We start from the raw sequence: 25,234 nt of genomic DNA on the forward strand, positions 1-25,234 counted from the left end.
GGTATCGAAGCGAAGAACGCGGAATCAGCGGCGCGACATGTAGATGTCGAGCGCCTTGTGGAGCAGCTTGTTCAGCGGGAAGTCCCACTCGCCGAGGTATTCGGCGGCCTGTCCGCCCGTGCCGACCTTGAACTGGATCAGGCCGAAGAGGTGGTCGGTCTCGTCCAGCGAGTCGGAGATGCCCCGCAGGTCGTAGACGGTGGCCCCGAGCGCGTAGGCGTCCCGCAGCATCCGCCACTGCATCGCGTTCGACGGGCGGAACTCCCGGCCGATGTTGTCCGAGGCACCGTAGGAGTACCAGACGTGCCCACCGACGATCAGCATCGTCGCCGCCGACAGGTTCACGCCGTTGTGGCGGGCGAAATACAGCCGCATGCGGTTGGGGTCCTCGGTGTTGAGGGCCGTCCACATGCGCTGGAAGTACGACAGCGGGCGGGGCCGGAAGTGGTCGCGCACGGCCGTGATCTCGTACAGCCGCTGCCACTCCTCGAGATCGTGGTAGCCGCCCTGGACGACCTCGACGCCGGCCTTCTCGGCCTTCTTGATGTTGCGGCGCCACAGCTGGTTGAAGTTCTTGTGGACCTCTTCGAGGGAGCGGTTCGCCAGCGGCACCTGGAACACATAACGGGGCTGCACATCACCGAAGCCGGCCCCGCCGTCCTCCCCCTGCTGCCAGCCCATGCGGCGCAGCTTGTCGGCCACCTCGAAGGCGCGCGGCTCGATGAAGTCGGCCTCGATGTCGCGCAGGCGCTTCACATCCGGGTTCTGGATGCCCTGCTTGATGGAGGCGGCCTCCCAGCGCCGGATGATGACCGGCGGGCCCATCTTCACGGAGAAGGCGCCCTGCTGCTTGAGGTGCGCGAGCATCGGTTCCAGCCACTCGGTCAGATTTGGCGCGTACCAGTTGATGACCGGGCCCTCGGGCAGATAGGCGAGGTAGCGCTTGATCTTGGGGAGCTGCCGGTAGAGGACGAGGCCCGCACCGACCAGTTCACCGGTCCTGCCGTCGAACCAACCGAGGCTCTCCGAGCGCCACTCCGCCTTGACGTCCGCCCAGGCCGGAACCTGCATGTGACTCGCCGACGGCAGGCTCTGGATGTAGGCCAGATGCTGCTCGCGGCTGATGGTCCTCAGGGTCAGGCTCATTCGGGGCGCTCCTCGGGCTGGTGTGTCCCCCTGGGTACAGGGGCTCCGGCTCTCGCGCCGAAGCCTACTGCGCCTTGGGAGCGCCCCGGCCGGGCGCACGGGACCTTCGCCCCGGCCTGTGGGCCGCCGAGGCGTTGCATGGTGTTCACAGGGAGGGCCGGACGACTGCTTCCGGAGAACACGGCGGCTTGTGACCGCATCCCCCGTCCGTGCGTCGGCATCCGGCTCCCTGTCGGTCAGCCGGTGACGGCGGCGGTCAGCCGAAGAGGCCGCCGTGCGCCATGCCGAGGAAGAAACCGACGCCCGAGGCACCGAGACCCAGGATCAGACCGAAGCGCTCACGGGTGGTCTCCGAGATCCACTGTCCGTACGCGCCAGTGAAGATCCCCACCAGACCCGTCCAGGAGCTGAGCAGGTGGAGGCTGTGGAACATCGCCGTGACGAACGACGTCACTCCGAGCACCAGGGTCACCGCGAGCAGGGCGTCCTGGAGGGGATGCGGTTTGTCGTCCGTGGCGAAGAGGGAGCCGACTGCGGTGTTGGGTCGCAATGCCTGTGCCATGGGGCACCTCCTGCGAAAGGCGGCGCATCGTAGCGCCATACACACCCGATGTGTACAGATTGGCGGTCCCGGCGACCGGATTTCAACCGCACGCCGCTGTGCGGGTACTCTGTACCGTCTGCACCGGTGTCTGCCCAGGCACAGCCGGGGACTCCGCCCAGGTCAGTGCGGGGACGTCGCCAGCCGACCCCCGATTGTCAGTGGCGGCCGATACCGTTGCGTACGCATCACAACCCTCCTGCCACGGAACGACCGTGGCCGCTGAGTCCAAAGGAGGTGGGTTCCACATGCGTCACTACGAGGTGATGGTCATCCTCGACCCCGATCTCGAGGAGCGCGCTGTCTCCCCGCTGATCGAGAACTTCCTCTCCGTCGTCCGTGAGGGCAACGGAAAGGTGGAGAAGGTCGACACCTGGGGCCGTCGTCGTCTCGCGTACGAGATCAAGAAGAAGCCCGAGGGCATCTACTCGGTCATCGACCTGCAGGCCGAGCCTGCGGTCGTCAAGGAGCTCGACCGCCAGATGAACCTGAACGAGTCGGTCCTCCGGACCAAGGTCCTCCGCCCCGAGACCCACTGAGCTCTCCCGCTCAGCGGATCCCGGGATTCGAGTAGCAGCCAAGCAGCCAGCAGCAAACCCGCCGAGAGGTTCCCCCATGGCAGGCGAGACCGTCATCACGGTCGTCGGCAATCTTGTCGACGACCCCGAGCTGCGCTTCACCCCCTCCGGTGCGGCAGTCGCGAAGTTCCGCGTCGCGTCCACGCCCCGCACCTTCGACCGTCAGACGAACGAGTGGAAGGACGGCGAGAGCCTGTTCCTGACCTGCTCGGTCTGGCGTCAGGCGGCGGAGAACGTCGCCGAGTCGCTCCAGCGAGGCATGCGCGTCATCGTGCAGGGCCGGCTGAAGCAGCGGTCCTATGAGGACCGTGAGGGCGTCAAGCGCACGGTCTACGAGCTGGACGTCGAGGAAGTCGGCGCCAGCCTGCGCAACGCCACGGCCAAGGTCACCAAGACCGCCGGCCGTAGTGGCCAGGGCGGTTACGGCGGCGGTGGCGGCCAGGGTGGCGGCGGCTGGGGCGGCGGCCCCGGTGGCGGTCAGCAGGGCGGCGGGGCTCCCGCCGACGACCCGTGGGCGACCGGTGCTCCCGCCGGTGGCAACCAGGGCGGCGGTGGCGGCGGCTGGGGTGGAAACTCCGGCGGCAGCGGTGGCGGCTACTCGGACGAGCCCCCCTTCTAGGGCGGGCTCGCACCCAAACTTCTTGATCACACAGGAGAAACACCATGGCGAAGCCGCCTGTGCGCAAGCCGAAGAAGAAGGTCTGCGCTTTCTGCAAGGACAAGGTCACGTACGTGGACTACAAGGACACGAACATGCTGCGGAAGTTCATTTCCGACCGCGGCAAGATCCGTGCCCGCCGCGTGACCGGCAACTGCACGCAGCACCAGCGTGATGTCGCCACGGCCGTCAAGAACAGCCGTGAGATGGCGCTGCTGCCCTACACCTCCACCGCGCGCTAAGGGAAGGGTGACCGACACATGAAGATCATCCTCACCCACGAGGTCTCCGGCCTCGGTGCCGCGGGCGACGTCGTCGATGTCAAGGACGGCTACGCTCGCAACTACCTGATCCCGCGGAAGTTCGCGATCCGCTGGACCAAGGGTGGCGAGAAGGACGTCGAGCAGATCCGTCGTGCTCGCAAGATCCACGAGATCCAGACCATCGAGCAGGCCAACGCTGTGAAGGCCCAGCTCGAGGGTGTGAAGGTCCGTCTGGCCGTCCGCTCCGGCGACGCCGGTCGTCTCTTCGGTTCCGTCACCCCGGCCGACATCGCCTCGGCGATCAAGGCTGCCGGCGGCCCCGAGGTCGACAAGCGCCGCATCGAGCTCGGTGCTCCCATCAAGACCCTGGGCGCCCACGAGACGTCCGTGCGTCTGCACCCCGAGGTTGCCGCCAAGGTCAACATCGAGGTCGTCGCGGCCTGATCGCCGCGCTCGGCTTGAACAGCTGAGAGAAGGGCCGTACCCGCAGGGCACGGCCCTTCTTCGTGTCCGGGGCCGTCCAGAGGTCGCAGCGTGTTTCACGTGAAACCCCGCGAACCAGGGCGCTGTTTCACGTGAAACGCTCCGCCGTCGACACCGACCGCACGCTCAGCGGGCGGCGCCCGTGACAATCCAGCGGCCCGAGCGGGCACGGAGCCATAGAGTCAGCATCCGTACCCCCATCATGAGCGTCATGGCTCCCCAGAGCGCGGTGAGCCCGCCACCGACTGCAGGTACGAGGAGCGCTGCGGGGGCGAAGACCGCCAGGGTGAGCAGCATTGCCCAGGCCAGATAGGGGCCGTCTCCTGCACCCATCAGGACGCCGTCCAGGACGAAGACCACTCCGCAGATCGGTTGGGAGAGAGCCACCATCAGCAGCGCGGGCAGAGCGGTGTCCTTCACCACCGAGTCGCTCGTGAACAGGGGCAGGAAGAACGGACGGGACAGGATCACCAGCAGGCCGAGGGCGACGCCGACGGTGAGGCCCCATTGCACCATGCGGCCGCAGGCGTCGCGCGCGCCCTGAGCATCATCGGCACCGAGGTAGCGTCCGATGATGGCTTGCCCGGCGATGGCGATGGCGTCGAGCGCGAAGGCGAGCAGACTCCACAAGGACAGGATGATCTGGTGCGCCGCTATGTCTGCGTCGCCGAGGCGCGCCGCGACAGCCGTGGCGATCATCAGGATCGCCCGCAGCGAGAGGGTGCGGACCAGCAGGGGCACGCCGGCCTGAGCTGAGGCCCTGATCCCGGCGGCGTCGGGACGCAGTGAGGCACTGTGCTTGCGAGCACCACGGACGACCACCGCGAGGTAGACCGCCGCCATTCCACACTGGGCGATGACAGTGCCCCAGGCGGAGCCTGCGATACCGAGGCCGACGCCGTAGACAAGGCCCGCATTGAGGGCGGCGTTGGCGATGAAGCCCGCAATGGCGACATAGAGCGGTGTCCTCGTGTCCTGCAGGCCGCGCAGGACACCGGTGGCGGCGAGCACGACGAGCATGGCCGGGATGCCGAGGGAGGAGATCCGCAGGTATGTGGTCGCGTAGGGTGCGGCGGTGTCCGAAGCGCCGAAGAGGTCCACGAGAGCCGGTGCTGTGGGCAGGACGGCAGCGATGACGGTGGCGCCGAGCAGCAGTGCCAGCCAGATGCCGTCCATGCCCTGGCGTATGGCTGCCTGGAGTTCGCCTGCGCCCACGCGGCGGGCAACAGCCGCCGTGGTGGCGTAGGCCAAGAACACGAAGACGCTGACTGCGGTCGTCAGGAGGGCTGCGGCGACGCCGAGCCCGGCCAGTTGCGCGGTGCCGAGATGGCCCACGATTGCGCTGTCGACCATGACGAAAAGCGGCTCGGCGACCAGAGCGCCGAAGGCGGGGACGGCAAGCGCGACGATCTCCCGGTCGTGCCGTCGTCGGGCGGCCCTGGGGCTCGCGGAAGCCTGTGTCATGTGCACCAATCTAATCGTCCACAGGTAAGAGATGCAATTGCCTAATGCCCCTTACCTCATTTCCTGGGGTGTGCGCTTTCGTGCACCGTTCGTCGCGATCTTGGTCCGACTGGGGAAGTTTTTCTTCTGCACAGCCGGTGGACGGGAAAAGCGCAGCTCGGAGTGGGTGCAGTGGGGATCTCGGGAGCTTGTTCACAGGCCTGTCCACCGGCTCGTGCACAGGTTTTGCGGAGTTCTCCACAGCATCCGGGCCGTCGTCCACATGGCCTGTGGATAACCAGATTGGCTGACGGTGCCTGCGGGCCTAACGTGGTCCGGCGCCCGCTCCGTCCGCCGGATGTGAAACCGTCACAAAACCGGCGTGCATGAACCGGAGTTGGGCCTCTCATTTGTCAGTGCCGTGCCGTAGAAAAGAGGGGCACGGCGAGGTCCGCTCGGCGGACGGGAGGAGGTGGCTCGGTGAGTATTTCCGAGCCCTTGGACGACCCGTGGGCCGACAGCGGTCCCAGTGATCGTCTGCCTGCTTCCCGCCGACGCGGCGACGGAGGCCGGGGCCGCGACGAACAGCACGACCGCGGACGGGACAACGGCGAATGGGACGGCGGGGGCACGTCCTTCGAGCGTGTTCCGCCGCAGGACCTCGATGCCGAGCAGTCCGTACTCGGCGGCATGCTCCTGTCCAAGGACGCCATCGCCGATGTCGTCGAGGTCCTCAAGGGCCACGACTTCTACAAGCCGGCACACGAAACGATCTTCCAGGCGATCCTCGACGTCTATGCCAAGGGGGAGCCGGCCGACCCCATCACCATCGCCGCTGAGCTCACCAAGCGCGGCGAGATCAACAAGGTCGGCGGCGCCTCGTATCTGCACTCGCTCGTTCAGACCGTGCCCACGGCAGCCAACGCCGAGTACTACGCGGAGATCGTCCACGAGCGTGCGGTCCTGCGCCGCCTGGTGGAGGCCGGAACCCGCATCACACAGATGGGATACGCGGCCGACGACGACGTGGACGAGATCGTCAACCGGGCCCAGGCCGAGATCTACGCGGTCACCGAGCAGCGCACCAGCGAGGACTATCTGCCGCTCGGCGACATCATGGAGGGCGCGCTCGACGAGATCGAGGCGATCGGCTCGCGCAGTGGCGAGATGACCGGTGTGCCCACGGGATTCACCGACTTCGACTCGCTCACCAACGGTCTGCACCCGGGCCAGATGATCGTCATCGCCGCGCGTCCCGCCATGGGCAAGTCGACCCTCGCGCTGGACTTCGCGCGGGCTGCGTCGATCAAGCACAATCTGCCCAGCGTGATCTTCTCGCTCGAAATGGGCCGCAACGAGATCGCGATGCGTCTGCTGTCCGCCGAGGCCCGCGTCGCGCTGCACCACATGCGATCCGGCACGATGACCGACGAGGACTGGACGCGTCTGGCCCGTCGTATGCCGGACGTCTCGGCCGCCCCGCTCTTCATCGACGACTCTCCGAACCTGTCGATGATGGAGATCCGCGCCAAGTGCCGCCGCCTCAAGCAGCGCAACGACATCAGGCTGGTCGTCATCGACTATCTCCAACTGATGCAGTCCGGCGGCTCCAAGCGTGCCGAGAACCGTCAGCAGGAGGTCTCGGACATGTCCCGTAACCTCAAGCTGCTGGCGAAGGAGCTGGAGATCCCGGTCATCGCGCTCTCCCAGCTCAACCGAGGTCCCGAGCAGCGCACCGACAAGAAGCCGATGGTCTCCGACCTTCGTGAGTCCGGCTCCATCGAGCAGGACGCCGACATGGTCATCCTGCTTCACCGCGAAGACGCCTACGAGAAGGAGTCGCCCCGGGCGGGCGAGGCAGATCTGATCGTGGCCAAGCACCGAAACGGCCCGACGGCGACGATCACGGTCGCCTTCCAGGGCCACTACTCACGGTTCGTGGACATGGCACAGACCTGAGGCACGGTTGCGTGTGCCGCGCGGCGCCATCCATGCGATGGGGACACCGGGGAAATCTGCTCGACGCGTGGTGAACCAGGGGATGGACTGGGCGCATGACGACACCTCAGGATGATCTGCTTCCCAGTACGCGGCGGGCGTTGCTGCACAGGATCGCCGTGGCACAGGCCGAAGGTCGGGCGCCGTCGCTGGTCGCGGCGGTCGTACGGGACGGACGGGCGGTGTGGCACGGGGCACGGTCCTCGGTCGACGGGCATGCTCCGGACGAGAACGTGCAGTACCGGATCGGCTCGATCACCAAGACCTTCACGGCTGTCCTGGTGCTGCGGCTGCGGGACGAGAGCCTGCTCGACCTCGCTGACCCGCTGGAGAAGCACCTCCCGGGTACCGGCGCTGGGGAGGCGACCATCGCCGACCTGCTCGCGCACACGAGCGGTCTGGCGGCGGAGTCGCCCGCGCCGTGGTGGGAGCGGACGCCGGGTACGCTGCGGCCCGAGCTCGGCGATGTGCTGGGGGAGCAGCCGTTCCTGCATCCGGTCGGCCGGCGGTTCCACTACTCGAACCCCGGTTACACCCTGCTCGGCGCGCTCGTGGAGCAACTGCGGGGCGCCTCCTGGGAGGACGTTCTTCGGCGGGAAGTACTCGAACCCTTGGGTCTGGACCGTACTGGTGCGCGACCACAGGCGCCGCACGCGGGCGGCTGGGCAGTCCATCCCTGGGCGGATGTGCTGCTGCCCGAGCCCACGGAGGATCTCGGACGGATGGCACCTGCAGGTCAACTCTGGTCGACTACCGGCGACTTGGCACGGTTTGCCGCCTTCCTGGTTCAGGGGGACGACCGGGTGCTGAGGGCGGAGACGGTGCGGGAGATGCGGACGCCCGCCGCGCCGGCCGAGGCGACAGACGTGGCGGACGGTGTGACGTATGGCCTCGGCATGCAGATCCAGCACCGGCACGGACGACTGCTCGTGGGGCACGGCGGATCACTGCCGGGCTTCCTTGCGAGCCTCACCGTCAGCGTGGAGGACGACGTCGCGGCCGTCGTGCTGGCCAACTGCACTTCCGGCCCGCTGGTCTCGGTGGTCGCCGCCGATCTCGTGCGTATCGTCGCCGAGGCCGAGCCGCCGATCCCCGTTCCATGGCGACCCCTGCGCGAAGTCGACCAATCGGTACTGGAGTTGGCGGGACAGTGGTACTGGGGAACCAACGCGTTCGCGTTGCGGCTCACATCCGACGGACTGGTCTCGCTCGGACCGCTGTCCGGGAACGGTCGGAGTTCGCGGTTCCGGGCGAACAGCGACGGTACCTGGACGGGGCTGGAGGGCTACTTCGCGGGAGAGCTTCTGCGGGCCGTACGACGCCCTGACGGGTCCGTGGACCATCTGGACCTCGGGTCGTTCGTGTTCACGCGCCAGCCGTACGACGAAACGGCGTCGGTGCCGGGTGGAGCCGACCCGGAGGGGTGGCGAGGGATCGGCTAACGGCCCTCGGAGCGGGCTGGGCGCGTCGATGCCCGGAAGGCGTCCTGTTTCACGTCCTGTTTCACGTGAAACAGGACGCTTCTCGTCTGCGGGACTTCCCGCAACACCCTCAGAGCTGGAGCTTGAAGCCCACGTGTGACGCCACGAAACCGAGCCGCTCGTAGAATCGGTGCGCGTCGGTGCGGGTGCTGTCGGAGGTCAGCTGCACCAACTGGCAGCCCTGGCGCCGGGATTCTTCGATCGCCCACTCGATGAGCCGTGTGCCCAGGCCACTTCCTCGTTCGTCGGCGTGAACGCGGACGCCCTCGACGACCGACCGGGTGGAGCCGCGCCGGGAGAGCCCGGGAATGATCGTGAGCTGGAGTGTTCCGGCGACGCGACCCTCGCGAACGGCCACGACCAGATGCTGGTTCGGGTCGGAGCTGAGCCGTTCAAGTGCGGTGAGGTACGGGGTGAGGTCCTGGGGTGACTCGCGCTGCGCGCCCAACGGATCGTCCGCGAGCATGGCGACGATGGCGGGGACGTCGTCGGAAACGGCGGGGCGTATCTCAAGATCTCCCATGCCTGCACCCTATGCGGGCACCTTCAAACCCTTCACGATCCGGACGAGCGGGGCCAGTTCGGGGTTGCTGGCCGCCTCGTCGAGCGCCTCCCGCAGAGCGGCGTCGTTGGTGGGCCGGGCCTCTTCGAGCAACTCGAGGCCGGCGGGGGTGACGTTGGTGTAGATGCCACGGCGGTCGGTGGGACACAGGTAGCGCTCGAGCAGCCCGCGGTCCTCGAGCCGGGTCACCAAGCGGGTCGTGGCGCTCTGGCTGAGGACGACCGCGTCGGAGACCTGCTTCATCTGCAGATGGCCCCCGTCACCGTCGTGCTGACGGCTGAGCACGTCGAGCAGGGAGTACTCGCGCACGCTCAGCTCGTGCTTCGCCTGCAGGGCGCGCTCGATGTGCGCTTCGATCCGCCCATGAAGCAAGGAGAGGGCGCACCAGCCCTGGGCGAGGGCGGTGAGCGAGGGATCCGTCGCTGTCATGGGCGTTTCCTCCGTCCCGGAGCTGCCGAAACCAGGATAGAGCCTGGATGCAATAGACGGCTGTTGCAGTTAACCCGCGTAAACAACTATTGCTAACGCAGGTAAAGCGCACCGGCAACCTCGTGACTGCACGTTCGCCGACCGCCTCTGATGCCCATGCTGCACATCTCCCTGGGCGCCCTGGCACTGGTCATCGCGCACTTCACGCTCACCGGGCACCGCAAGGTTCCTCGCGGCCGTAACGTCGCGCTGATCGGCGCACTGGGCTTCGCCACCGTCCCGCCGCACCAGAAGCGCGTCCTCGCCCAGGCGCACAGCGCCCCGACACTGGCCTCCGCCGTCGACATCGGCGCCTTCAAGCAACCCACTCTCCGCCCGGCTCGGCGGTCTCGTCATCGCGGCCGGCCTCGGCCACACCACCCCGAACTCGGGCGGCGCCGCACTCGCCGCGGCGGCTCTCGTCCTGGCGTTCCTCTCAGCCGCGCTGGAGCGCCGCGAGACCTCCTCCAGCGCCGTCGTCGTGGGTGCCGCCCCTGCCGCACAGCGGGCCACCGCCCACCACACTGAGCCGACTTGAGTGCGGGGCCGTCTCCGCGCGCGGATTCTCCGCGCCGGGTCAGCCCGCCGCCACCGTCAGTGGAGCGAACCGTCGGGTCCAGTCCCCGGGCAGTTCCGCGATCCCGTACGTCATGACCGCGTTGAAAGCGACGGACGCCATGCCGTGCTCCTTCGCCCACGCCAACAGCTCCTCGTGCCGTACGTCGATGTCGGTGCGCAGCGGTCGGTCGGTACCGGCGGCGAGAGAGGCGATGAGCGCCTTCGCCGTCTCCGTGTCACGGGCGATCAGAGGACCCACGACTTGGGTGTCCATGTTGGGCCACGCCCCCGCGTACCCGATGATCCGGCCGTTCTCCTCGGCGACGCGCAGTTGGTCGGCGAAGGCCGGCAGCCTGGTGACGATGTGCGTGCGATCGCTGCCGAACACCTCCTCGTCGAGCCGGAGGATCGCGGTGAGGTCCTCGGCGGTGGCCGCGCGGGTGGCGATCCCGGATTCCGGACCGCGGGACGTGAAGCGGCCGCGCAGCATCTCCGCCTGTCCCGTCACCTTGAAGCCGAGTTCCTCGTAGAGCGGGCGGCCGTACGGCGTGGCGTGCAGCGTCAGAGGTGTGGGGCCCATCGCCGAGACGACGTGCTGCATCAACCGGCGTCCGACGCCCTGACGGGCGTGCCGCTCCGCGACCAGCACCATGCCGACGGCCCCGAGGTCGGGTCGGTCGTGCGGACCGTACTCGGTGACGACGCAGACGCTGACGAGGCCGCCGGCGGGGTCGTCGATGCCGTAGCCCTTCCCGGCCGTGAGGAGGAATCCCCACTTGTGCTCCTCACGCGGCCACCCCCGGTCCTCGGAGAGGTCGGCGCACGCGGTGAGATCGCGAAACGTCAGACGGCGGATGGGGAGAGCGGCGAGGGAAGGAATCGGCACGCAGGTCAGGCTGTCCGACAGCCCGCCTCCACGTCCACCTGTTTCGAGGAGACGCACGTGCTTTTGGCCATGTCGTGGCCTGCCGCACAACCTGTGGATTCAGGGGAGGGACGTTTCACGTGAAACACGGGCGGCCCGCTAGCGTCGGGGTCCATGACGCGACTTCATCTCTTCGATCTCGACGGCACGCTGCTGTACGGAACCACCTCACCGGTGGAGATCTCCCGGCAGCTCGGTTTGGAGGAAGAGACGGTGGCGCTGGACCAGGCGATCTCCGCCGGGTTGATCGGGCCGCCCGAGTATGCGGAACAGGTGTACGCGCTCTGGTCCGATCTCACCCCGGAGCATGTGGCGGCGGCTTTTGAGGGGGCCCCTTGGCTGACCCGCATCCGTGAGGTGTGGGCCGAGATCAGACAGCAGGGCGACTACTGCGCCGTCGTGTCGCTCTCCCCTTCCTTCTTTGTGCAGCGGCTCCTGGACTGGGGCGCACATGCGGCACACGGGTCCCGATTTCCCGCCATACCGTTCACCGAGCCCGTGGATCCGGCAGGGGTGCTGAGCGCGGCTGCCAAGGTGCGGATCGCCGATCGGCTCTGTGAGGAGTTCGGGGTGACGCGGGCCGACTGCGTCGCCTATGGCGACTCGTTGTCGGACAAGGACCTTTTCGGCGTTGTCCCGGTCTCCGTCGCCGTCAACGCGGATCGTCATCTGGCCGGGCTCGCGACCCACACCTACGCGGGGGAAGATCTGTGGGATGCCTATGAATTGGTGCGCCGCGCCCGGTAATTGGAGGAATTGACGGTTCGCCCCGCGGCCGATTCGTGACGGCGGAAGGGGGGACTTGTGCACGGAGCGGTGGCCGGTATGGTCGACTCCGGTTCGTCGCAGTGAGGTGCACACATCCTGCCCGGGCCGAGCGCAAGGCAAGGCAGCCTAACGGGACGGAGAGATCGAAGACCCGCATTTCCGGTTATGCGGTGGGGACGTCCGCATGCGGTGGGATGCTGCGGTGAGAGCACTGCGGTCAATGTCACACTCTCGCCTTACTTGTCCGTACTGAGCGGGAATGCAGGTTGAATGTGGCCGCATTGGCCACGGCACCGACGGGGAAAAGCAAGCCGTCCGCGGGGGAAAGCAGGCACCTTCCGATCGAGGAAGTGCGCAGTCCGACCGAAAGATGTTCGAGGCGAGGCAGACCATGGACGCTCCGACCACCACGTCGGCCGACAACGGCACTTCCGGCGGCGGGGCCGGCTGGTTCACGCCACACAAGCAGCCGGAGTCGGCTCCCGGCAGCGAACAGGACGCCGCCGACGGCCGCCGCCTGGCGGCGCTGCGCCCGGTGGGCAGGGCCGCGCCGAGTGCCGAAGGGAACCAGTCGGCGCACGACGCCCCGGACCCGAGCACCGGCATATCACCGGCCGCGACCGATACCCCCCAGCCCGTCACCTCCGAGTCCGTCACCCCTGAGCCCGAGGCTCCCCAGCCCGCCACGTCGAGCGGGACGCCGTCCACCGACGCTCCGCCGTCCGAGCCGGGCGTGCCCACCCAGCGGCCCACCCCGTTCCAGGACGCGTCCCCCGACGCCGTCCTGATCCGCCGGACCATGGCCGAGATCGCCCCCGTGGCGGACAAGGTCACGTCGTACTTCTACGCGCTGCTCTTCGTACGCCACCCCGATCTGCGCTCGCTCTTCCCCGCCGCGATGGACACACAGCGGGACCGGCTGCTCAAGGCCCTGCTCACCGCGGCCGAGCACATCGACAACACCCCCGTCCTCGTCGACTACCTGCAGAACCTCGGCCGTGGCCACCGCAAGTACGGCACGCGCGCCGGGCACTATCCGGCGGTGGGCGAGTGCCTGATCGGCGCCCTGAGCAAATACGCCGAGTCGGTCTGGGACTCGGAGACGGAGGCGGCCTGGGTCCGGGTGTACACGACGATCTCGCAAGTCATGATCGACGCGGCGGCCGCAGACGAGATACGCGCCCCGGCCTGGTGGTACGCGGAAGTCGTCTCGCACGACCTGAGAACCTCGGACGTCGCTGTCGTCACCGTCCGCCCCGACCAGCCCTATCCCTTCCTCGCCGGGCAGTACACGAGCGTGGAGACGCCCTGGTGGCCGCGGGTCTGGAGGCACTACTCGTTCGCCTCGGCACCCCGCACCGACGGACTGCTCACGTTCCATGTGAAGGCCGTCCCCGCCGGCTGGGTCTCCAACGCCCTGGTCCACCGCGCCCGCCCGGGCGACATCATCCGGCTCGGCCCACCGGCCGGCTCGATGACCGTGGACCACACCACCGACAGCGGACTGCTCTGTCTGGGCGGCGGCACCGGCATAGCGCCCATCAAGGCGCTGGTCGAGGACGTCGCCGAGCACGGCGAGCGGCGCCCGGTCGAGGTGTTCTACGGCGCACGCACCGACCACGACCTGTACGACATCGACACGATGCTCCGGCTCCAGCAGTCCCACCCATGGCTGGCGGTGCGCCCCGTGGTGGACCGGCACGGGCTGCTCCAGTTGCCCGACGCCATTCGGACCCACGGACCCTGGACCGAGTACGACGCCTATGTCTCAGGCCCGCCCGGCATGATCCGCAGCGGGGTGGACGCGCTGCGGGACAGCGGCATACCGCCGCAGCGCATTCGCCACGACTCGGTGGAGGAACTCGTCGTCACCGGGAACTGACGGATCACCCCAGGTCCGGGGCGTGCATGGCCCGTACACCCTCGATGTTGCCGTCCAGATAGTGGCGCAGCGACAGCGGCACGAGGTGGACGGAGGCGATCCCGACCCGGGTGAACGGCACCCTGACGATCTCGTATTCGCCGATGGGCTCGTCCACCTCGGGACCGTGCCGCCGGGCCGGGTCCATGGACTCCAGACGGCAGACGAAGAAGTGCTGCACCTTCACGCCGGTCGCGCCGCCGTCCTCACCGATGTGCTCGACGGTGTCGACGAAGCAGGGGACCACGTCGGTGATCTTGGCGCCGAGTTCCTCGTACACCTCGCGATGCAGCGCGTCGACGACGGTTGTGTCCCCCGGCTCGACCCCACCGCCGGGAGTGACCCAGTAGGGATCCACGCCGGGCTTGGTGCGCTTGATCAGAATCAGGTCATCGCCGTCCAGAAGGACGGCTCGGGCGGTGCGCTTGACCACGGGTCGGACGGTCATGGGAGAAATGTGGCCCGGCTGGTTCCACGTGAAACATCGCGAAACGTCACGGGGTGACCTCACCGCGTGACCCCGCCGGAGAACAGGGCTCACCACCAGTCGGCGGCAGCACGCAGCAGCCACTCGTGGGCCCGTGCGATGTGCGGCATCGCCAGCGTGCCGGTACGCACCACCAGGAAGTACGTCCGCAACGGCGGTACCGCGGGCTCGTGCAGCGCGACGACGTCACCGCGCTCCAGAGCGGCCGCGCACAGATAACGAGGCAGCACCGCGAGACCGGCGCCTGACGCCGCGCAGGCGAGTACGGCGCGCAGGTCCGGGACGATGACGGTGCCCGAGGCGGCCGGGCGGGAGTCGAAGACGGAGGCCCAGTAGCGCGAGACGAAGGGCAGCGACTCATGGACCTCGATGACGGGGAGGTTCTCCAGCGAGGGGGCACCCTTCCGGCGCGGTTTCCCGGTGCGGATCCGGTCGGCCCGGTGCGGGGCGGCGACCAGGACGTGCTCCTCGTCGCACAGCGCGGTGGCCGTGAGCAGGGCGCCGCGCGGCCGGGCCGTGCTGATGGCCAGATCGTGGTGTCCGGCGGCCAGGCCCTCCAGGGTCTCCTCGGCGTTCCCGAAGGAGGCGCGCAGGGCGAGGCCCTGTCCGTCGTCGCCCGTCAGCTCCGTGAGGGCGGGCAGCGCCCGCTCGGCGGTGAACTCGGGCGGCCCGGCCAGATGGAGCGTGCGTAAGGAGGAGTCGTCGTCGAGTCCCGTCTCGGCGATCTCCACCAGGGCGTCGAGATGCGGCGCGGCCTTGTGGGCGAGTTCGTCGCCGATGGTCGTCGGTGTGACGCCGCGGGCCTGTCGCAGGAACAGGGGTCGGCCCAGCTGGCGTTCCAGCGTGCGGATCTGCGAGGTGACGGCCGGCTGGGAGAGCCCCAGGAGGGCGGCGGCGCGGGTGAAGGAGCCGGCTCGGTGCACGGTCACGAAGGTGCGCAGCAAGGCCAGATCCATGGCTCGCCCACCCCTTTCCCTGCCCTTCTCCCGGCCCCCGGGCAGGGCCCAACTATAAATAAGTCGATAGGTCTCTGTCGCTACTGTGATTGGACACTGACACAGAGTCAACTAGCCTTGGTCGCGCGGTTCTTAGCGCGCAGAACCGAGGACGGTCCGAGCCACGAGGGGGGAGGCTCGGACCGTCCGTTGTACGTAGCAGGACACCGACCGGCGGTCCGTAAACCGGTCATCGTGCCGACTCCTCCAGCGCACGCAGCACATCGGCCACCAGGTCATCCGGGTCCTCGGCACCGACCGACAGGCGAATGAACCCCTCCGGCACCGCGTCTCCGCCCCAGCGGCCGCGCCGCTCGGCGGTGGACCGTACCCCGCCGAAGCTCGTGGCGTCGTCCACGAGCCGCAGCGCGCCGAGAAAACGCTCGGCACGCGCGCGCGTGGGCAGCGTGAAGGAGACCACGCATCCATAGCGCCGCATCTGCCGCGCGGCGACCTCGTGCGAAGGGTCGTCGGGAAGCCCCGGGTACCGCAGTCCGGTCACCTCGGACCGATTCCGCAGCGCCTCGGCGAGCGCGAGGGCGGTCGCGTTCTGCCGGTCGACACGCAACTGGAGCGTGGCGATGGACCGATGAGCGAGCCAGGCCTCCATCGGCCCCGGGATCGCCCCGACGATCTTGCGCCAGCGCCGTACGGAGGCCATGGCCTCGGCGTCGCGGCCGACGACGTACCCCAGGAGGACGTCGCCGTGTCCCGTGAGCTGCTTGGTGCCGCTGGCCACGGAGAAGTCGGCGCCGAGCGCCAGCGGGCGCTGTCCGAGCGGTGTCGCGAGGGTGTTGTCGACGGCGGCCAGGGCCCCGCATGCGTGGGCCGCCTCGGCGAGGCGCCTGATGTCGCACACGTCGAGCCCGGGGTTCGACGGCGACTCGATCCACAGCAGCTTCGCGCCGTCGAGCACGTCGAGCTGGGCGTCGCCCGGGGTGGGCGCGGTGCGCACCTCGATGCCGTACGCCTCGAGTTGGCCGCGCACCAGGGGCAGCGCCTGGTAGCCGTCGCTGGGGAGCACGACGGCGTCCCCGGCACGCAGCTGCGAGAAGAGGACCGACGAGACGGCGGCCATCCCGGACGCGAACGTGAGCGTCTCCACGCCGTCGTTCCCGGGCGCCTCGAGCTCGCCGATGGCCCGCTCCAGATGGGCCCAGGTCGGATTCTCGTCGCGGCCGTAGGTGTACGGCCCTGTGGCCTCGCCCGGCAGATGGAAGTGGGCGGCGAACACCGGACCGGGCAGGGTCGGTTCGTACCTGACCGGCTCGGGGAGTCCCGCGCGAACCGCGCGCGTGCCCTCACCGCCACCGGCGGGGAAGCCTCCGTCGGCCGGGCCGCTCATGCCGCCCGCCCTTCCACTTGCTCACGTACGGCGGCGACCAGCCCGGTGCTCGCCGCCTCCACCATCTCCAGGCACTCCTCGAAGCCGTCCAGACCCCCGTAGTACGGGTCCGGAACGTCGAGGTCGTCACCGGCGGACGGGTCGTACGAGCGCAGCAGCCGCACCTTCGCGGCGTCCTCCTCGGTGGGCGCGAGGCGGCGCAGCGCCTTGAGATGTCCGGTGTCCAGGGCGATCACCAGGTCGAGGCGCGAGAACCAGGACGGCTGGAACTGCCGGGCCGTGTGCGCGCTGCCATAGCCGTTCTCCTCGAGAACGGACGCAGTGCGCGGGTCGGCGCCGTCGCCCTCGTGCCAGCCACCCGTGCCGGCGCTGTCGACCTCGACCAGGCCGTCGAGCCCGGCCTCTTCCGCACGCGCACGGAAGACGGACTCGGCCATCGGGGAGCGGCAGATGTTGCCGGTGCAGACGAAGCAGACGCGGTAGGTCATCGCAGACTCAGTCCCCGTCGGGCAGGACGACGTTCAGCGCCCAGGAGACGACGGAAATGATCAGGCCGCCGAGCACCGCGGTCCAGAAGCCCTCGACGTGGAAGCTCAGGTCGAACTTGTCGGCCAGCCACGAGGTCAGCAGCAGCATCAGCGCGTTGACCACCAGGGTGATCAGGCCGAGCGTCAGGATGAACAGCGGGAAGGTCAGCACCTTCACGATGGGCTTGACCAGGAAGTTCACCAGGCCGAAGAGCAGCGCGACGAGTATCAGGGTGCCGACCTTCTTGCCCGTGCTGTCACCGGTCAGAGTGATCTTGTCGAGCAGCCATACGGCGACCGCCAGGGCACCCGCGTTGGCGATCGTCTTGACTACGAAATTCTTCATGTGTCTGATCGTGGCAGACGAGATCGGATACGAGCAGTGGTACGAGGGCGGACAAGGGCGATGAAGGCATTCCGGCTGGACGAACTGGAGGCGGAACGCACCGCCAACGAAGGCGCCTACCTTCAGTTTCTGCGGGAGCGGAACATGTCGGTCGGGCTCTACGCGCTCAACGCCGGGGAGCACGACCCGCAGACGCCGCACAACCAGGACGAGGTGTACTTCGTCGTGAGCGGCCGCGCCTCGATCACCGTGGGCCTGGAGACCACCCAGGTGGCGCGTGGGAGCGTAGTGTACGTGCCGGCCGGGGTCGCCCACAAGTTCCACCACATCAGCGAGGACCTGCGGGTCCTGGTCGTGTTCTCTCCGCCGGAGGCGTGACCCTGGGCCTCGGGGTTCCCTAGGGGTTCGGTCAGGGGAGGACAAGGGATGCGAGGCCCCCGTCGACCCCCCTCCCGGCCCTAGCATCGAGAGCGGGACACACCAGAAGGATCTGGCACCTGCAGTACGGGACCGACAGGCCCCGGCACCAGGAGCACAGGTCGTCGACAAGACCCGGCACCAGTACGGGCGGAGAGGTGAGGACAGGGCGATGGGAGAGATTTTCGCGGGACTGCCGTGGTGGGTGAAGTGGATCGCGGTGCCGGTCATCGCCCTCGTCGTGTTCGGTGGACTGATAGCCAGCGTCGTCGGCTTCGTGATCGGCCTGCTCTTCAAGGTGCTGGTCTTCGTGGCCCTGGTCGGCGGACTGATCTACGTCGTACGGAAGTTCACCTCGAGCTCCTCGTCGCGCAGCGACTGGTGAGAGACACGGGCAACCGGTGACCGGGAACGGGAATCACCGGTTCCCTCGGGCGAGGGAAGTTTTCCGGACAGCCCGTCTGCGAGCGGTGGCGGGCGGTTAGAGTCCGGAATTCGACGCGGGGAACGACCCCACGAGCGGCGTACACCCCCACCCCACCCGTGTTCCCCCTGCACGGGCTGCCCCCTCGCGCTTCGGGAGTGACCCTTGGCAACGGTAGACACCGCACCCGCAGAACCACAGACGCTCCCCGGGCGACCGCGCTCCTGCGCACCTCCGGTACAACGGCAGGCCTCCTCGGCACCCGTCGAACAGACGCACTCCGCGACGACCCTCATCGGATCGGTCCAGCGTGCGATGCGCCTCCTGGAGGCCGTGGCCGGGCACGAGCACGGAGCCCCCGCCAAACAACTCGCCCGCGAGACCGGCCTCGCACTCCCCACGGCCTACCACCTGCTGCGCACCCTGGCGCACGAGGGCTATCTACGCCGTGACAAGGGGCTGTTCTTCCTCGGCGAGGCGGCTGAGCGGCTGAGCGGCAGCGGAGCGGCGCAGAATCGTCGCAGCACGATCGCCGACGTGCTCGCACAGTGGCGCGATTCCATCGGTGTGCCCGTGTACTACGCGATGTACCGGGACGGCGAGATCGAGGTCATGGGCGTCTCCGACACCCCGGACAATCCGGCGGTCGAGGAGTGGGCCGACTTCCGCGAGACGGGGCACGCGCACGCCATCGGGCAGTGCCTGCTGTCCCAGCTGGACGAGGAGGCCCGCCGCGATCACCTCGCCCGCTACCCCGTGCAGTCGATCACCCCGTACACGGTGCGCGACAGTCACTCCCTGACGTGGCGCCTGGACCGGTTGCGGCGGACGGAACCGGTGGTCGAACGGCAGGAGTACGCGCTGGGCACGGTGTGCGCGGCGATTCCGGTCACGGTGGGCACCACGGCCGCGACCGTGGCCATCTCACTGCCCTGGCAACAGGCCGAGCGGCTGCTTCCCGCGGCCCGGCGCTTGCAGAGCGAGATGGGGCAGCTCCTGGGGTCACTCGCGATCTCTATCAGTATCTGAAAACTCACTCCTTGTGATCTGTCGTGTACGTTCAGCAAGATGCCACCAAGTATCAGGGGTTTGATTCCCGGCCAGTCGACGGCAATGACGGGGTAGGCGATGCGCGAGTCCGTACAGGCGGAGGTCATGATGAGCTTTCTCGTGTCCGAGGAGCTCTCGTTCCGCATCCCGGTGGAGCTGAGCTACGAGACCGCCGATCCCTATGCCGTACGGCTGACCTTTCATCTTCCCGGCGATGCCCCGGTGACCTGGGCCTTCGGGCGCGAGCTGCTCATCGACGGGGTGGGCCGGCCGTGCGGTGAGGGGGACGTGCGGGTCTCACCCGTCGAACCCGACTCGCTGGGCGCGGTTCTGATCCGGCTTCAGGTCGGCGGTGATCAGGCGCTGTTCCGCTCTTCGGCCGCATCGCTCGTGGCTTTCCTGGACCGCACCGACAAGCTGGTACCTCTGGGCCAGGAGGCCTCGCTCGCCGACTTCGACGCCCATCTCGACGAGGCGCTGGACCGGATCCTGGCGGAGGAGCAGAGCGCCGGCTGAGGCGCAAGACGGCCAGGAGGCGGAGGTGTTCGTCGTCGGCGGATGGCGCTGCGCAGGAACGCTTCTTCTTGGGGGCCGGTGCGGAACACCCGCCCCCTCACCGCTTGCGCCGCCGGCCCTTCCCACCGCGCGCCGGGACCGGACCGGTGCCCGCGGTCGCCGCCGCCGTCATGCCTGCCGTCTCCTGCCCCGGCCGGTCGGCCGCGACCACCAGGGCCGCCAGGGCCGTGGTGACCGGCACGGAGGCGACCAGGCCGATCGAGCCCACCAGCGTGCGCACGATCTCCTCCGCCACGAGCTCGCTGTTGGCGACCCCGCCGACGCTGCTCTGCGCGATCGAGAAAAGCAGCAGCAGCGGCAGCGCGGCGCCCGCGTAGGCGAGGACGAGCGTGTTGACGACGGACGCGATGTGGTCGCGGCCGATGCGGATGCCGGCGCGGTACAGCCCGCGCCAGCCCATCGACGGATTGGCCTCGTGCAGCTCCCAGACCGCGGACGTCTGCGTCACCGTCACGTCGTCGAGGACACCGAGCGAGCCGATGATGACTCCCGCGAGCAGCAGACCGCTCATGTCGATCGACGGATACAGGCCATGGATCAGGCCGGTGTTGTCGTCGGTGTTGCCGGTGAGCGCGGCCCAGTCGATGAACACCGAGCCGAGGATGCCGATCAGCAGCAGTGAGATCAGGGTGCCGAGTACCGCGACGGACGTACGCGCCGAGAGGCCGTGGCACAGATACAGGGCGATCAGCATGATGGCGCTCGCCCCCACCACCGCCACGACCAGCGGATTCGAGCCCTGCAGGATCGCCGGAAGGATGAAGAAGTTGAGCACCAGGAAGCTGATCGCCAGCGCGACCAGCGCCATGACACCGCGCAATCGCCCGACGACCACGACGGCGAGTGCGAAGATCCCGGCGAGCAGCGCCATCGGCAGACGCCGGTTCACGTCGGTGACCGAGTACTGCAGCTCCTTCGGCGCCGAGGGCTCGTAGGCGACCACTACCTTCTCGCCCTCGTGCAACTGCCGTGACTGGTCCGGCTGGACGATCTCGGTGAACGTACGGCCCTTGTCCTTGCCGGTGTCGACTCGGATCGTCGCCTTCTTGCAGGTGCCGTTCGCCTCCTGCTGGGCCGAGGAACCCTCGGCCGTGGACGTGTCGCCGGTCGGGGTGTCCCCCGAGGCGTTGACGGACTTGCAGCTCACCTCGACCACCTTGGTGACCGTGGCCTGCTGGGTCTGCCGGTCGAAGCCGACCCCGGTGCGCTCGTGCGACGGGGCACCACCCGGCCACAGCACCGCCAGACCGACCACCACCGCGGCGGCGAACGGGATCAGGATCGCGGCGATGACCTTGCGCAGGTGCTTGGAGACGGGCGCGGCGGGGCCGTGACTGTGGCTGTGCGAGTGGCCGCCGCCGCTGGGCCCGGGCCCGCCGTGTCCCTGTCCGCCCCCGGAGCCGTGTCCGTGGCTGCGGGGACCGTGATCGTGCCCTTCGGGGCCATGACCGTGCCCGCCAGGTGCGGGAATACCGTGCCCGCTGGGTGCGGGAATGTGGCCGTGCCCGTCATCGAACGCACGGCCGTCGCCCTGAGCGCCGTCGTCACCGTTGCCCTGTCCCGCAGCCGCGCCCGCCGTCGGCCTGCGAGGCGGCTCGGGAGGCGGGAACGGGTACCGCTGTGTCGTGGTCACCGCCCGATCATCGCAAGAACGACGGGGGCCCACTGTTCACCGCGCCACAAATAACGCTAGCGTGGGGGCACCTTTGCACACGCGGGAGCTCGGAGCACCGGGCTGAGAGGGCGCTGACCTCCGTCTTTGCGATGTTTCACGTGGAACACGTGATGCTCCACACGAAACGTCGGCAGACGGTGATCGCTGCGTCGACCGCCGAACCTGTTACCGGGTAATGCCGGCGTAGGGAGTAGGTCTCATGACCAACAAGGACGCACGCACGCCTGCCTCCGTACAGAGCTCCAGCAACGGGGAGGCCGGGAAGTCCATCGGCTGGCACAAGGCGTACGTCGAGGGCTCACGCCCCGATCTACGGGTGCCGGTCCGGCAGGTGCACCTCACCAACGGGCAGTCGGTCACGCTGTACGACACCTCAGGCCCGTACACCGACCCACTCGTCGACACCGATGTCCGCAGGGGCCTGTCGCCACTGCGTGAGAACTGGATCATCGCCCGCGGCGACACCGAGGAGTACGCGGGCCGTCCCGTCCGCCCCGAGGACGACGGCATCAAGCACACGTCGCCGCGCGGTGGCCTGCGCAACCTCGACGCGGTCTTCCCCGGGCGGCCACGCCAGCCGCGCCGAAGCCGCGACGGCAAGGCGGTCACGCAGCTCGCGTACGCGCGCCGGGGTGAGATCACGCCCGAGATGGAGTACGTGGCCGTCCGGGAGAACGTTTCTCCGGAAGTGGTCCGAGAAGAGATCGCGGCGGGCCGCGCGGTACTGCCGGCCAACGTCAACCACCCGGAGATCGAGCCGATGATCATCGGCAAGCGTTTCCTGGTGAAGGTCAACGCCAACATCGGCAACTCGGCGGTGACGTCCTCCATCGAGGAGGAGGTCGAGAAGATGACGTGGGCGACCCGCTGGGGCGCCGACACGGTCATGGACCTGTCCACCGGCCGCAACATCCACACGACCCGCGAGTGGGTGCTGCGCAACTCCCCCGTCCCCATCGGTACGGTGCCGCTCTACCAAGCACTGGAGAAGGTGGACGGCAAGGCCGAGGAACTGACCTGGGAGATCTACAAGGACACCGTCATCGAGCAGGCCGAGCAGGGCGTGGACTACATGACCGTCCACGCGGGCGTCCGCCTGCCGTACGTGCCGCTCACCGCCAACCGCAAGACCGGCATCGTCTCCCGCGGCGGCTCGATCATGGCCGCGTGGTGCCTGGCGCACCACAAGGAGAGCTTCCTGTACGAGAACTTCGAGGAACTGTGCGAGATCCTCGCCGCCTACGACGTCACGTACTCGCTGGGCGACGGCCTGCGGCCGGGTTCGATCGCCGACGCCAACGACGAGGCGCAGTTCGCGGAGCTCCGGACTCTCGGGGAACTCAACCGCATCGCGAAGCGTTTCAACGTGCAGACCATGATCGAGGGCCCGGGACACGTCCCGATGCACAAGATCAAGGAGAACATCGACCTTCAGCAGGAGATCTGCGATGAAGCTCCGTTCTATACGCTCGGCCCGCTGACGACGGACGTCGCGCCGGCGTACGACCACATCACCTCCGGCATCGGTGCCGCGATGATCGCCTGGTGGGGCACGGCCATGCTCTGCTACGTCACGCCCAAGGAACACCTGGGCCTGCCCAACCGTGACGACGTCAAGACGGGCGTCATCACCTACAAGATCGCCGCCCATGCAGCCGACCTCGCCAAGGGGCACCCAGGTGCGCAGGAATGGGACGACGCGCTGTCCGACGCCCGCTTCGAGTTCCGCTGGGAGGACCAGTTCAACCTGGCCCTCGACCCGGACACGGCACGCGAGTTCCACGACGAGACGCTGCCGGCCGAGCCCGCCAAGACGGCTCACTTCTGCTCAATGTGCGGACCGAAGTTCTGCTCGATGAAGATCTCCCAGGACATCCGCCGCGAACACGGCGGCAGTCGGGAGGAGATCGAGGAGGGCATGGCCCAGAAGTCCGTGGAGTTCGCGGCCGCGGGCAACCGGGTGTACCTGCCGATCGCCGACTGAGCACATGGCGAGACGCCCCGGCTCGCCACCGGGGCGTCGCGCTCGGCCGGGTCGGCGGGCCCGACTCCTCGCGAGGGTCTGCCCTGCGCCGCCGTACGGTCGGCAGACTGGGCCCATGACTGGGAGAGCACTGAGCAAGGGCGCCAACCTACCCGTCGACTCGGCGGCCGTGCGCGTCGAGTTGACCTGGTCCGCGGGGCCCGGCGTGCCTGATGTCGACGCCTCGGCGCTGCTGCTGACCGAGGCCGGGCGGGTCCGTGACGACGGTGACTTCGTCTTCTACAACCAGCCGCACCATGCCTCCGGTGCTGTGAGGCACGCGGGAAAGGAGAGCGCCGCCGGTGTCTCGACCGACACGGTCGAGGTGGACCTGGGCTCGCTGGAGCCGGCCGTGGAACGGGTCGTGCTGTGCGCGTCGGCCGACGGCGGCCCGTTCGGTCAGGTGCCCGGGCTGACGCTGCGGCTGCTGGACTCAGGGACACGGGCAGAGCTCGCCCGGTTCGACATGGCGGCCGAGACCGAGACCGCGTTCATCGGCGGTGAACTGTATCTGCGACAAGGGAGGTGGAAGTTCCGCGCGGTCGGGCAGGGGTATGCCTCCGGCCTCGCGGGGTTGGCGACGGACTTCGGCATCACCGTGGACGACGGGCCCGCGGACACGGCTGCGCAGCCGCCGACGCCGGCTCAGCCACCTCCTCCGGCGCCCGTCCGGGCGGCGGCTCGACCGGTCGTGCCGCCGGCCGCCCCCGTCCCGCCCTCGGCGCCTCCTGTCTCTCCAGGCCCTCGCCTGACCAAGGGCGAGGAGCGGCTGCCCGTGGACATGCGCAAGCGGCTGTCCCTGCGCAAGGAGCAGGTGGCGGTGAGCCTGAGCAAGCACGGAGCGGCGGGGGTGACGGCACGCGTCGTCCTGGTTCTGGACGCCTCCGGTTCGATGTCCTTCCTGTACTCCAAGGGTGTGGTGGCCGATGTCGTGGAGCGTATGGCCGCGGTGGCCGCGCAGCTCGACGACGACGGTGAGATGCAGGCGTGGACGTTCGCCTCGAACCCGGCGCGGCTGCCCGACCTACGCCTCGGCGAACTTCCCGAGTGGCTGAGGCTGCACGTCCGGGTCGGGGAGCTGAGCCTCTTCCGCCGCAAGAAGGCGAAGAAGGCACTGCAGGCCGGCCAGGTCGACATGCGGGACGTCGGCATCCAGAACGAGGAACAGAAGGTGATCGCCCAAGTTCGTACATACGTCCGGGAGAACCCGGCGGCCGTGCCCACACTGGTGTTGTTCTTCTCCGACGGGGGCGTCTATCGCAACAAGGAGATCGAGCGGGAGCTGCGGGAGGCGGTGGAGGAACCGATCTTCTGGCAGTTCGTGGGGCTGGGACGGTCCAACTACGGTGTCCTGGAGCGGTTCGACACCTTGACCGGCCGCCGTGTCGACAACGTCGGATTCTTCGCGGTGGACGACATCAGCACGGTCCCCGACCCGGAGCTCTACGACCGGCTGCTGTCCGAGTTCCCTATGTGGATGGCTGCTGCCCGCCGGGCAGGCATCCTCTGACGTACG

26 protein-coding genes, 1 pseudogene and 1 riboswitch are annotated in these 25,234 nt (G+C 68.6%); of the genes and pseudogenes, 15 read left to right on the forward strand and 12 right to left on the reverse strand.

Annotated features, from left to right (window positions below; translation table 11 throughout):
- Nucleotides 1–24: 24 nt before the first annotated feature.
- Together femX and ABZO29_RS22580 are read right to left on the reverse strand one after the other, a co-directional pair.
- On the reverse strand, nucleotides 25–1,146 hold the full coding sequence (femX, locus tag ABZO29_RS22575) for a peptidoglycan bridge formation glycyltransferase FemX (protein ID WP_367322004.1): 1,122 nt from the start codon (nucleotides 1,144–1,146) through the stop codon (nucleotides 25–27).
- A 256-nt stretch (nucleotides 1,147–1,402) separates the two neighbouring features.
- The gene (locus ABZO29_RS22580) at nucleotides 1,403–1,708 is read right to left on the reverse strand and encodes a hypothetical protein (RefSeq protein ID WP_367322005.1); all 306 of its coding nucleotides are present in this window, start codon (nucleotides 1,706–1,708) and stop codon (nucleotides 1,403–1,405) included.
- 287 nt (nucleotides 1,709–1,995) lie between these two features.
- Between ABZO29_RS22580 and rpsF the strand changes: the two genes are divergently transcribed.
- The 4 genes from rpsF (at nucleotide 1,996) to rplI (ending at nucleotide 3,690) form a co-directional block, all read left to right on the forward strand.
- On the forward strand, nucleotides 1,996–2,286 hold the full coding sequence (gene rpsF / locus ABZO29_RS22585) for a 30S ribosomal protein S6 (RefSeq protein ID WP_004950685.1): 291 nt from the start codon (nucleotides 1,996–1,998) through the stop codon (nucleotides 2,284–2,286).
- Nucleotides 2,287–2,362: 76 nt separating this feature from the next.
- On the forward strand, nucleotides 2,363–2,944 hold the full coding sequence (locus tag ABZO29_RS22590) for a single-stranded DNA-binding protein (protein WP_367322006.1): 582 nt from the start codon (nucleotides 2,363–2,365) through the stop codon (nucleotides 2,942–2,944).
- A gap of 44 nt (nucleotides 2,945–2,988) precedes the next feature.
- Complete coding sequence (rpsR, locus tag ABZO29_RS22595; RefSeq protein WP_003949403.1) at nucleotides 2,989–3,225, forward strand: 30S ribosomal protein S18; 237 nt, start codon at nucleotides 2,989–2,991, stop codon at nucleotides 3,223–3,225.
- An 18-nt stretch (nucleotides 3,226–3,243) separates the two neighbouring features.
- Entirely contained in the window at nucleotides 3,244–3,690 is a 447-nt protein-coding gene (rplI, locus tag ABZO29_RS22600; protein ID WP_365757074.1) for a 50S ribosomal protein L9, read from the forward strand.
- Nucleotides 3,691–3,855: 165 nt separating this feature from the next.
- On the opposite strand, the gene ABZO29_RS22605 is transcribed toward rplI, so the two are convergent.
- Nucleotides 3,856–5,193 (reverse strand): MATE family efflux transporter, encoded by a 1,338-nt coding sequence (locus ABZO29_RS22605; protein ID WP_367322007.1) that lies wholly within the window; start codon nucleotides 5,191–5,193, stop codon nucleotides 3,856–3,858.
- Between the two features lie 459 nt (nucleotides 5,194–5,652).
- Between ABZO29_RS22605 and dnaB the strand changes: the two genes are divergently transcribed.
- On the forward strand, nucleotides 5,653–7,131 hold the full coding sequence (gene dnaB, locus ABZO29_RS22610) for a replicative DNA helicase (RefSeq protein ID WP_367322008.1): 1,479 nt from the start codon (nucleotides 5,653–5,655) through the stop codon (nucleotides 7,129–7,131).
- A 95-nt stretch (nucleotides 7,132–7,226) separates the two neighbouring features.
- Nucleotides 7,227–8,612: a serine hydrolase domain-containing protein gene (locus ABZO29_RS22615; RefSeq protein ID WP_367322009.1), complete on the forward strand. Its 1,386-nt coding sequence runs from the start codon at nucleotides 7,227–7,229 to the stop codon at nucleotides 8,610–8,612.
- A 109-nt stretch (nucleotides 8,613–8,721) separates the two neighbouring features.
- Here the strand turns inward: ABZO29_RS22615 and ABZO29_RS22620 are convergent, their stop codons facing one another.
- Both ABZO29_RS22620 and ABZO29_RS22625 read right to left on the reverse strand, forming a co-directional pair.
- A complete protein-coding gene (locus ABZO29_RS22620; RefSeq protein WP_367322010.1) occupies nucleotides 8,722–9,174 on the reverse strand; it encodes an N-acetyltransferase family protein in 453 nt (150 codons plus the stop codon).
- A gap of 9 nt (nucleotides 9,175–9,183) precedes the next feature.
- The gene (locus ABZO29_RS22625) at nucleotides 9,184–9,642 is read right to left on the reverse strand and encodes a MarR family winged helix-turn-helix transcriptional regulator (protein ID WP_367322011.1); all 459 of its coding nucleotides are present in this window, start codon (nucleotides 9,640–9,642) and stop codon (nucleotides 9,184–9,186) included.
- A 147-nt stretch (nucleotides 9,643–9,789) separates the two neighbouring features.
- On the opposite strand from ABZO29_RS22625, the pseudogene ABZO29_RS22630 reads away from it, so the two are divergent.
- A pseudogene (locus ABZO29_RS22630) lies at nucleotides 9,790–10,219 on the forward strand (MFS transporter); the annotation flags it as partial.
- Nucleotides 10,220–10,258: 39 nt separating this feature from the next.
- On the opposite strand, the gene ABZO29_RS22635 reads toward ABZO29_RS22630, so the two are convergent.
- A complete protein-coding gene (locus ABZO29_RS22635) occupies nucleotides 10,259–11,125 on the reverse strand; it encodes a GNAT family N-acetyltransferase (RefSeq protein WP_367322012.1) in 867 nt (288 codons plus the stop codon).
- Between the two features lie 153 nt (nucleotides 11,126–11,278).
- Between ABZO29_RS22635 and ABZO29_RS22640 the strand changes: the two genes are divergently transcribed.
- Together ABZO29_RS22640 and ABZO29_RS22645 are read left to right on the forward strand one after the other, a co-directional pair.
- Entirely contained in the window at nucleotides 11,279–11,911 is a 633-nt protein-coding gene (locus ABZO29_RS22640; protein ID WP_367322013.1) for an HAD family hydrolase, read from the forward strand.
- Nucleotides 11,912–12,323: 412 nt separating this feature from the next.
- Complete coding sequence (locus ABZO29_RS22645) at nucleotides 12,324–13,814, forward strand: globin domain-containing protein (RefSeq protein WP_367322014.1); 1,491 nt, start codon at nucleotides 12,324–12,326, stop codon at nucleotides 13,812–13,814.
- Between the two features lie 4 nt (nucleotides 13,815–13,818).
- Here ABZO29_RS22645 and ABZO29_RS22650 read toward each other — a convergent pair whose 3' ends face one another.
- From ABZO29_RS22650 to ABZO29_RS22670, 5 genes are all read right to left on the reverse strand, one after another.
- Nucleotides 13,819–14,301: an NUDIX domain-containing protein gene (locus ABZO29_RS22650; RefSeq protein ID WP_367322015.1), complete on the reverse strand. Its 483-nt coding sequence runs from the start codon at nucleotides 14,299–14,301 to the stop codon at nucleotides 13,819–13,821.
- Between the two features lie 89 nt (nucleotides 14,302–14,390).
- The gene (locus ABZO29_RS22655; protein WP_367322016.1) at nucleotides 14,391–15,296 is read right to left on the reverse strand and encodes a LysR family transcriptional regulator; all 906 of its coding nucleotides are present in this window, start codon (nucleotides 15,294–15,296) and stop codon (nucleotides 14,391–14,393) included.
- A 229-nt stretch (nucleotides 15,297–15,525) separates the two neighbouring features.
- The gene (locus ABZO29_RS22660) at nucleotides 15,526–16,680 is read right to left on the reverse strand and encodes a cystathionine gamma-lyase (RefSeq protein WP_367322017.1); all 1,155 of its coding nucleotides are present in this window, start codon (nucleotides 16,678–16,680) and stop codon (nucleotides 15,526–15,528) included.
- The gene (locus ABZO29_RS22665; RefSeq protein WP_367322018.1) at nucleotides 16,677–17,168 is read right to left on the reverse strand and encodes a low molecular weight protein-tyrosine-phosphatase; all 492 of its coding nucleotides are present in this window, start codon (nucleotides 17,166–17,168) and stop codon (nucleotides 16,677–16,679) included. The genes ABZO29_RS22660 and ABZO29_RS22665 overlap by 4 nt, the downstream gene beginning before the upstream one ends.
- A 7-nt stretch (nucleotides 17,169–17,175) precedes the next feature.
- The gene (locus tag ABZO29_RS22670) at nucleotides 17,176–17,553 is read right to left on the reverse strand and encodes a phage holin family protein (protein ID WP_367322019.1); all 378 of its coding nucleotides are present in this window, start codon (nucleotides 17,551–17,553) and stop codon (nucleotides 17,176–17,178) included.
- 60 nt (nucleotides 17,554–17,613) lie between these two features.
- Between ABZO29_RS22670 and ABZO29_RS22675 the strand changes: the two genes are divergently transcribed.
- The 4 genes from ABZO29_RS22675 (at nucleotide 17,614) to ABZO29_RS22690 (ending at nucleotide 19,960) form a co-directional block, all read left to right on the forward strand.
- Nucleotides 17,614–17,931, forward strand: a complete 318-nt coding sequence (locus ABZO29_RS22675; RefSeq protein ID WP_367322020.1) for a cupin domain-containing protein — start codon at nucleotides 17,614–17,616, stop codon at nucleotides 17,929–17,931.
- A 211-nt stretch (nucleotides 17,932–18,142) separates the two neighbouring features.
- Nucleotides 18,143–18,355, forward strand: a complete 213-nt coding sequence (locus tag ABZO29_RS22680) for a DUF5326 family protein (protein WP_242768329.1) — start codon at nucleotides 18,143–18,145, stop codon at nucleotides 18,353–18,355.
- 204 nt (nucleotides 18,356–18,559) lie between these two features.
- Complete coding sequence (locus ABZO29_RS22685) at nucleotides 18,560–19,423, forward strand: IclR family transcriptional regulator (protein ID WP_367322021.1); 864 nt, start codon at nucleotides 18,560–18,562, stop codon at nucleotides 19,421–19,423.
- A gap of 99 nt (nucleotides 19,424–19,522) precedes the next feature.
- On the forward strand, nucleotides 19,523–19,960 hold the full coding sequence (locus tag ABZO29_RS22690; RefSeq protein ID WP_367322022.1) for an SsgA family sporulation/cell division regulator: 438 nt from the start codon (nucleotides 19,523–19,525) through the stop codon (nucleotides 19,958–19,960).
- Nucleotides 19,961–20,057: 97 nt separating this feature from the next.
- Here ABZO29_RS22690 and ABZO29_RS22695 read toward each other — a convergent pair whose 3' ends face one another.
- Nucleotides 20,058–21,653: a YibE/F family protein gene (locus tag ABZO29_RS22695; RefSeq protein ID WP_367322023.1), complete on the reverse strand. Its 1,596-nt coding sequence runs from the start codon at nucleotides 21,651–21,653 to the stop codon at nucleotides 20,058–20,060.
- A 71-nt stretch (nucleotides 21,654–21,724) separates the two neighbouring features.
- A riboswitch (TPP riboswitch) is annotated at nucleotides 21,725–21,902 on the forward strand.
- On the opposite strand from ABZO29_RS22695, the gene thiC reads away from it, so the two are divergent.
- A complete protein-coding gene (gene thiC / locus ABZO29_RS22700; protein WP_367322024.1) occupies nucleotides 21,895–23,679 on the forward strand; it encodes a phosphomethylpyrimidine synthase ThiC in 1,785 nt (594 codons plus the stop codon). Its footprint overlaps the riboswitch before it by 8 nt.
- Nucleotides 23,680–23,794: 115 nt before the next feature.
- Nucleotides 23,795–25,228, forward strand: coding sequence for a VWA domain-containing protein (locus ABZO29_RS22705; RefSeq protein ID WP_367322025.1), 1,434 nt, complete (start codon nucleotides 23,795–23,797; stop codon nucleotides 25,226–25,228).
- Nucleotides 25,229–25,234 lie beyond the last annotated feature (6 nt).

This window comes from Streptomyces sp. HUAS ZL42, assembly GCF_040782645.1.
In the GTDB taxonomy this organism is placed as follows: Bacteria; Actinomycetota; Actinomycetes; order Streptomycetales; family Streptomycetaceae; genus Streptomyces.

What these genes read in the sequence shown, in the direction of transcription:
- femX (WP_367322004.1), bottom strand. Translation starts at nt 1,146, where the DNA reads ATGAGCCTGACCCTGAGGACCATCAGCCGCGAGCAGCATCTGGCCTAC.
- ABZO29_RS22580 (WP_367322005.1), bottom strand. Translation starts at nt 1,708, where the DNA reads ATGGCACAGGCATTGCGACCCAACACCGCAGTCGGCTCCCTCTTCGCC.
- rpsF (WP_004950685.1), top strand. Translation starts at nt 1,996, where the DNA reads ATGCGTCACTACGAGGTGATGGTCATCCTCGACCCCGATCTCGAGGAG.
- ABZO29_RS22590 (WP_367322006.1), top strand. Translation starts at nt 2,363, where the DNA reads ATGGCAGGCGAGACCGTCATCACGGTCGTCGGCAATCTTGTCGACGAC.
- rpsR (WP_003949403.1), top strand. Translation starts at nt 2,989, where the DNA reads ATGGCGAAGCCGCCTGTGCGCAAGCCGAAGAAGAAGGTCTGCGCTTTC.
- rplI (WP_365757074.1), top strand. Translation starts at nt 3,244, where the DNA reads ATGAAGATCATCCTCACCCACGAGGTCTCCGGCCTCGGTGCCGCGGGC.
- ABZO29_RS22605 (WP_367322007.1), bottom strand. Translation starts at nt 5,193, where the DNA reads ATGACACAGGCTTCCGCGAGCCCCAGGGCCGCCCGACGACGGCACGAC.
- ABZO29_RS22615 (WP_367322009.1), top strand. Translation starts at nt 7,227, where the DNA reads ATGACGACACCTCAGGATGATCTGCTTCCCAGTACGCGGCGGGCGTTG.
- ABZO29_RS22620 (WP_367322010.1), bottom strand. Translation starts at nt 9,174, where the DNA reads ATGGGAGATCTTGAGATACGCCCCGCCGTTTCCGACGACGTCCCCGCC.
- ABZO29_RS22625 (WP_367322011.1), bottom strand. Translation starts at nt 9,642, where the DNA reads ATGACAGCGACGGATCCCTCGCTCACCGCCCTCGCCCAGGGCTGGTGC.
- ABZO29_RS22640 (WP_367322013.1), top strand. Translation starts at nt 11,279, where the DNA reads ATGACGCGACTTCATCTCTTCGATCTCGACGGCACGCTGCTGTACGGA.
- ABZO29_RS22645 (WP_367322014.1), top strand. Translation starts at nt 12,324, where the DNA reads ATGGACGCTCCGACCACCACGTCGGCCGACAACGGCACTTCCGGCGGC.
- ABZO29_RS22650 (WP_367322015.1), bottom strand. Translation starts at nt 14,301, where the DNA reads ATGACCGTCCGACCCGTGGTCAAGCGCACCGCCCGAGCCGTCCTTCTG.
- ABZO29_RS22655 (WP_367322016.1), bottom strand. Translation starts at nt 15,296, where the DNA reads ATGGATCTGGCCTTGCTGCGCACCTTCGTGACCGTGCACCGAGCCGGC.
- ABZO29_RS22660 (WP_367322017.1), bottom strand. Translation starts at nt 16,680, where the DNA reads ATGAGCGGCCCGGCCGACGGAGGCTTCCCCGCCGGTGGCGGTGAGGGC.
- ABZO29_RS22665 (WP_367322018.1), bottom strand. Translation starts at nt 17,168, where the DNA reads ATGACCTACCGCGTCTGCTTCGTCTGCACCGGCAACATCTGCCGCTCC.
- ABZO29_RS22670 (WP_367322019.1), bottom strand. Translation starts at nt 17,553, where the DNA reads ATGAAGAATTTCGTAGTCAAGACGATCGCCAACGCGGGTGCCCTGGCG.
- ABZO29_RS22675 (WP_367322020.1), top strand. Translation starts at nt 17,614, where the DNA reads ATGAAGGCATTCCGGCTGGACGAACTGGAGGCGGAACGCACCGCCAAC.
- ABZO29_RS22680 (WP_242768329.1), top strand. Translation starts at nt 18,143, where the DNA reads ATGGGAGAGATTTTCGCGGGACTGCCGTGGTGGGTGAAGTGGATCGCG.
- ABZO29_RS22690 (WP_367322022.1), top strand. Translation starts at nt 19,523, where the DNA reads ATGCGCGAGTCCGTACAGGCGGAGGTCATGATGAGCTTTCTCGTGTCC.
- thiC (WP_367322024.1), top strand. Translation starts at nt 21,895, where the DNA reads ATGACCAACAAGGACGCACGCACGCCTGCCTCCGTACAGAGCTCCAGC.
- ABZO29_RS22705 (WP_367322025.1), top strand. Translation starts at nt 23,795, where the DNA reads ATGACTGGGAGAGCACTGAGCAAGGGCGCCAACCTACCCGTCGACTCG.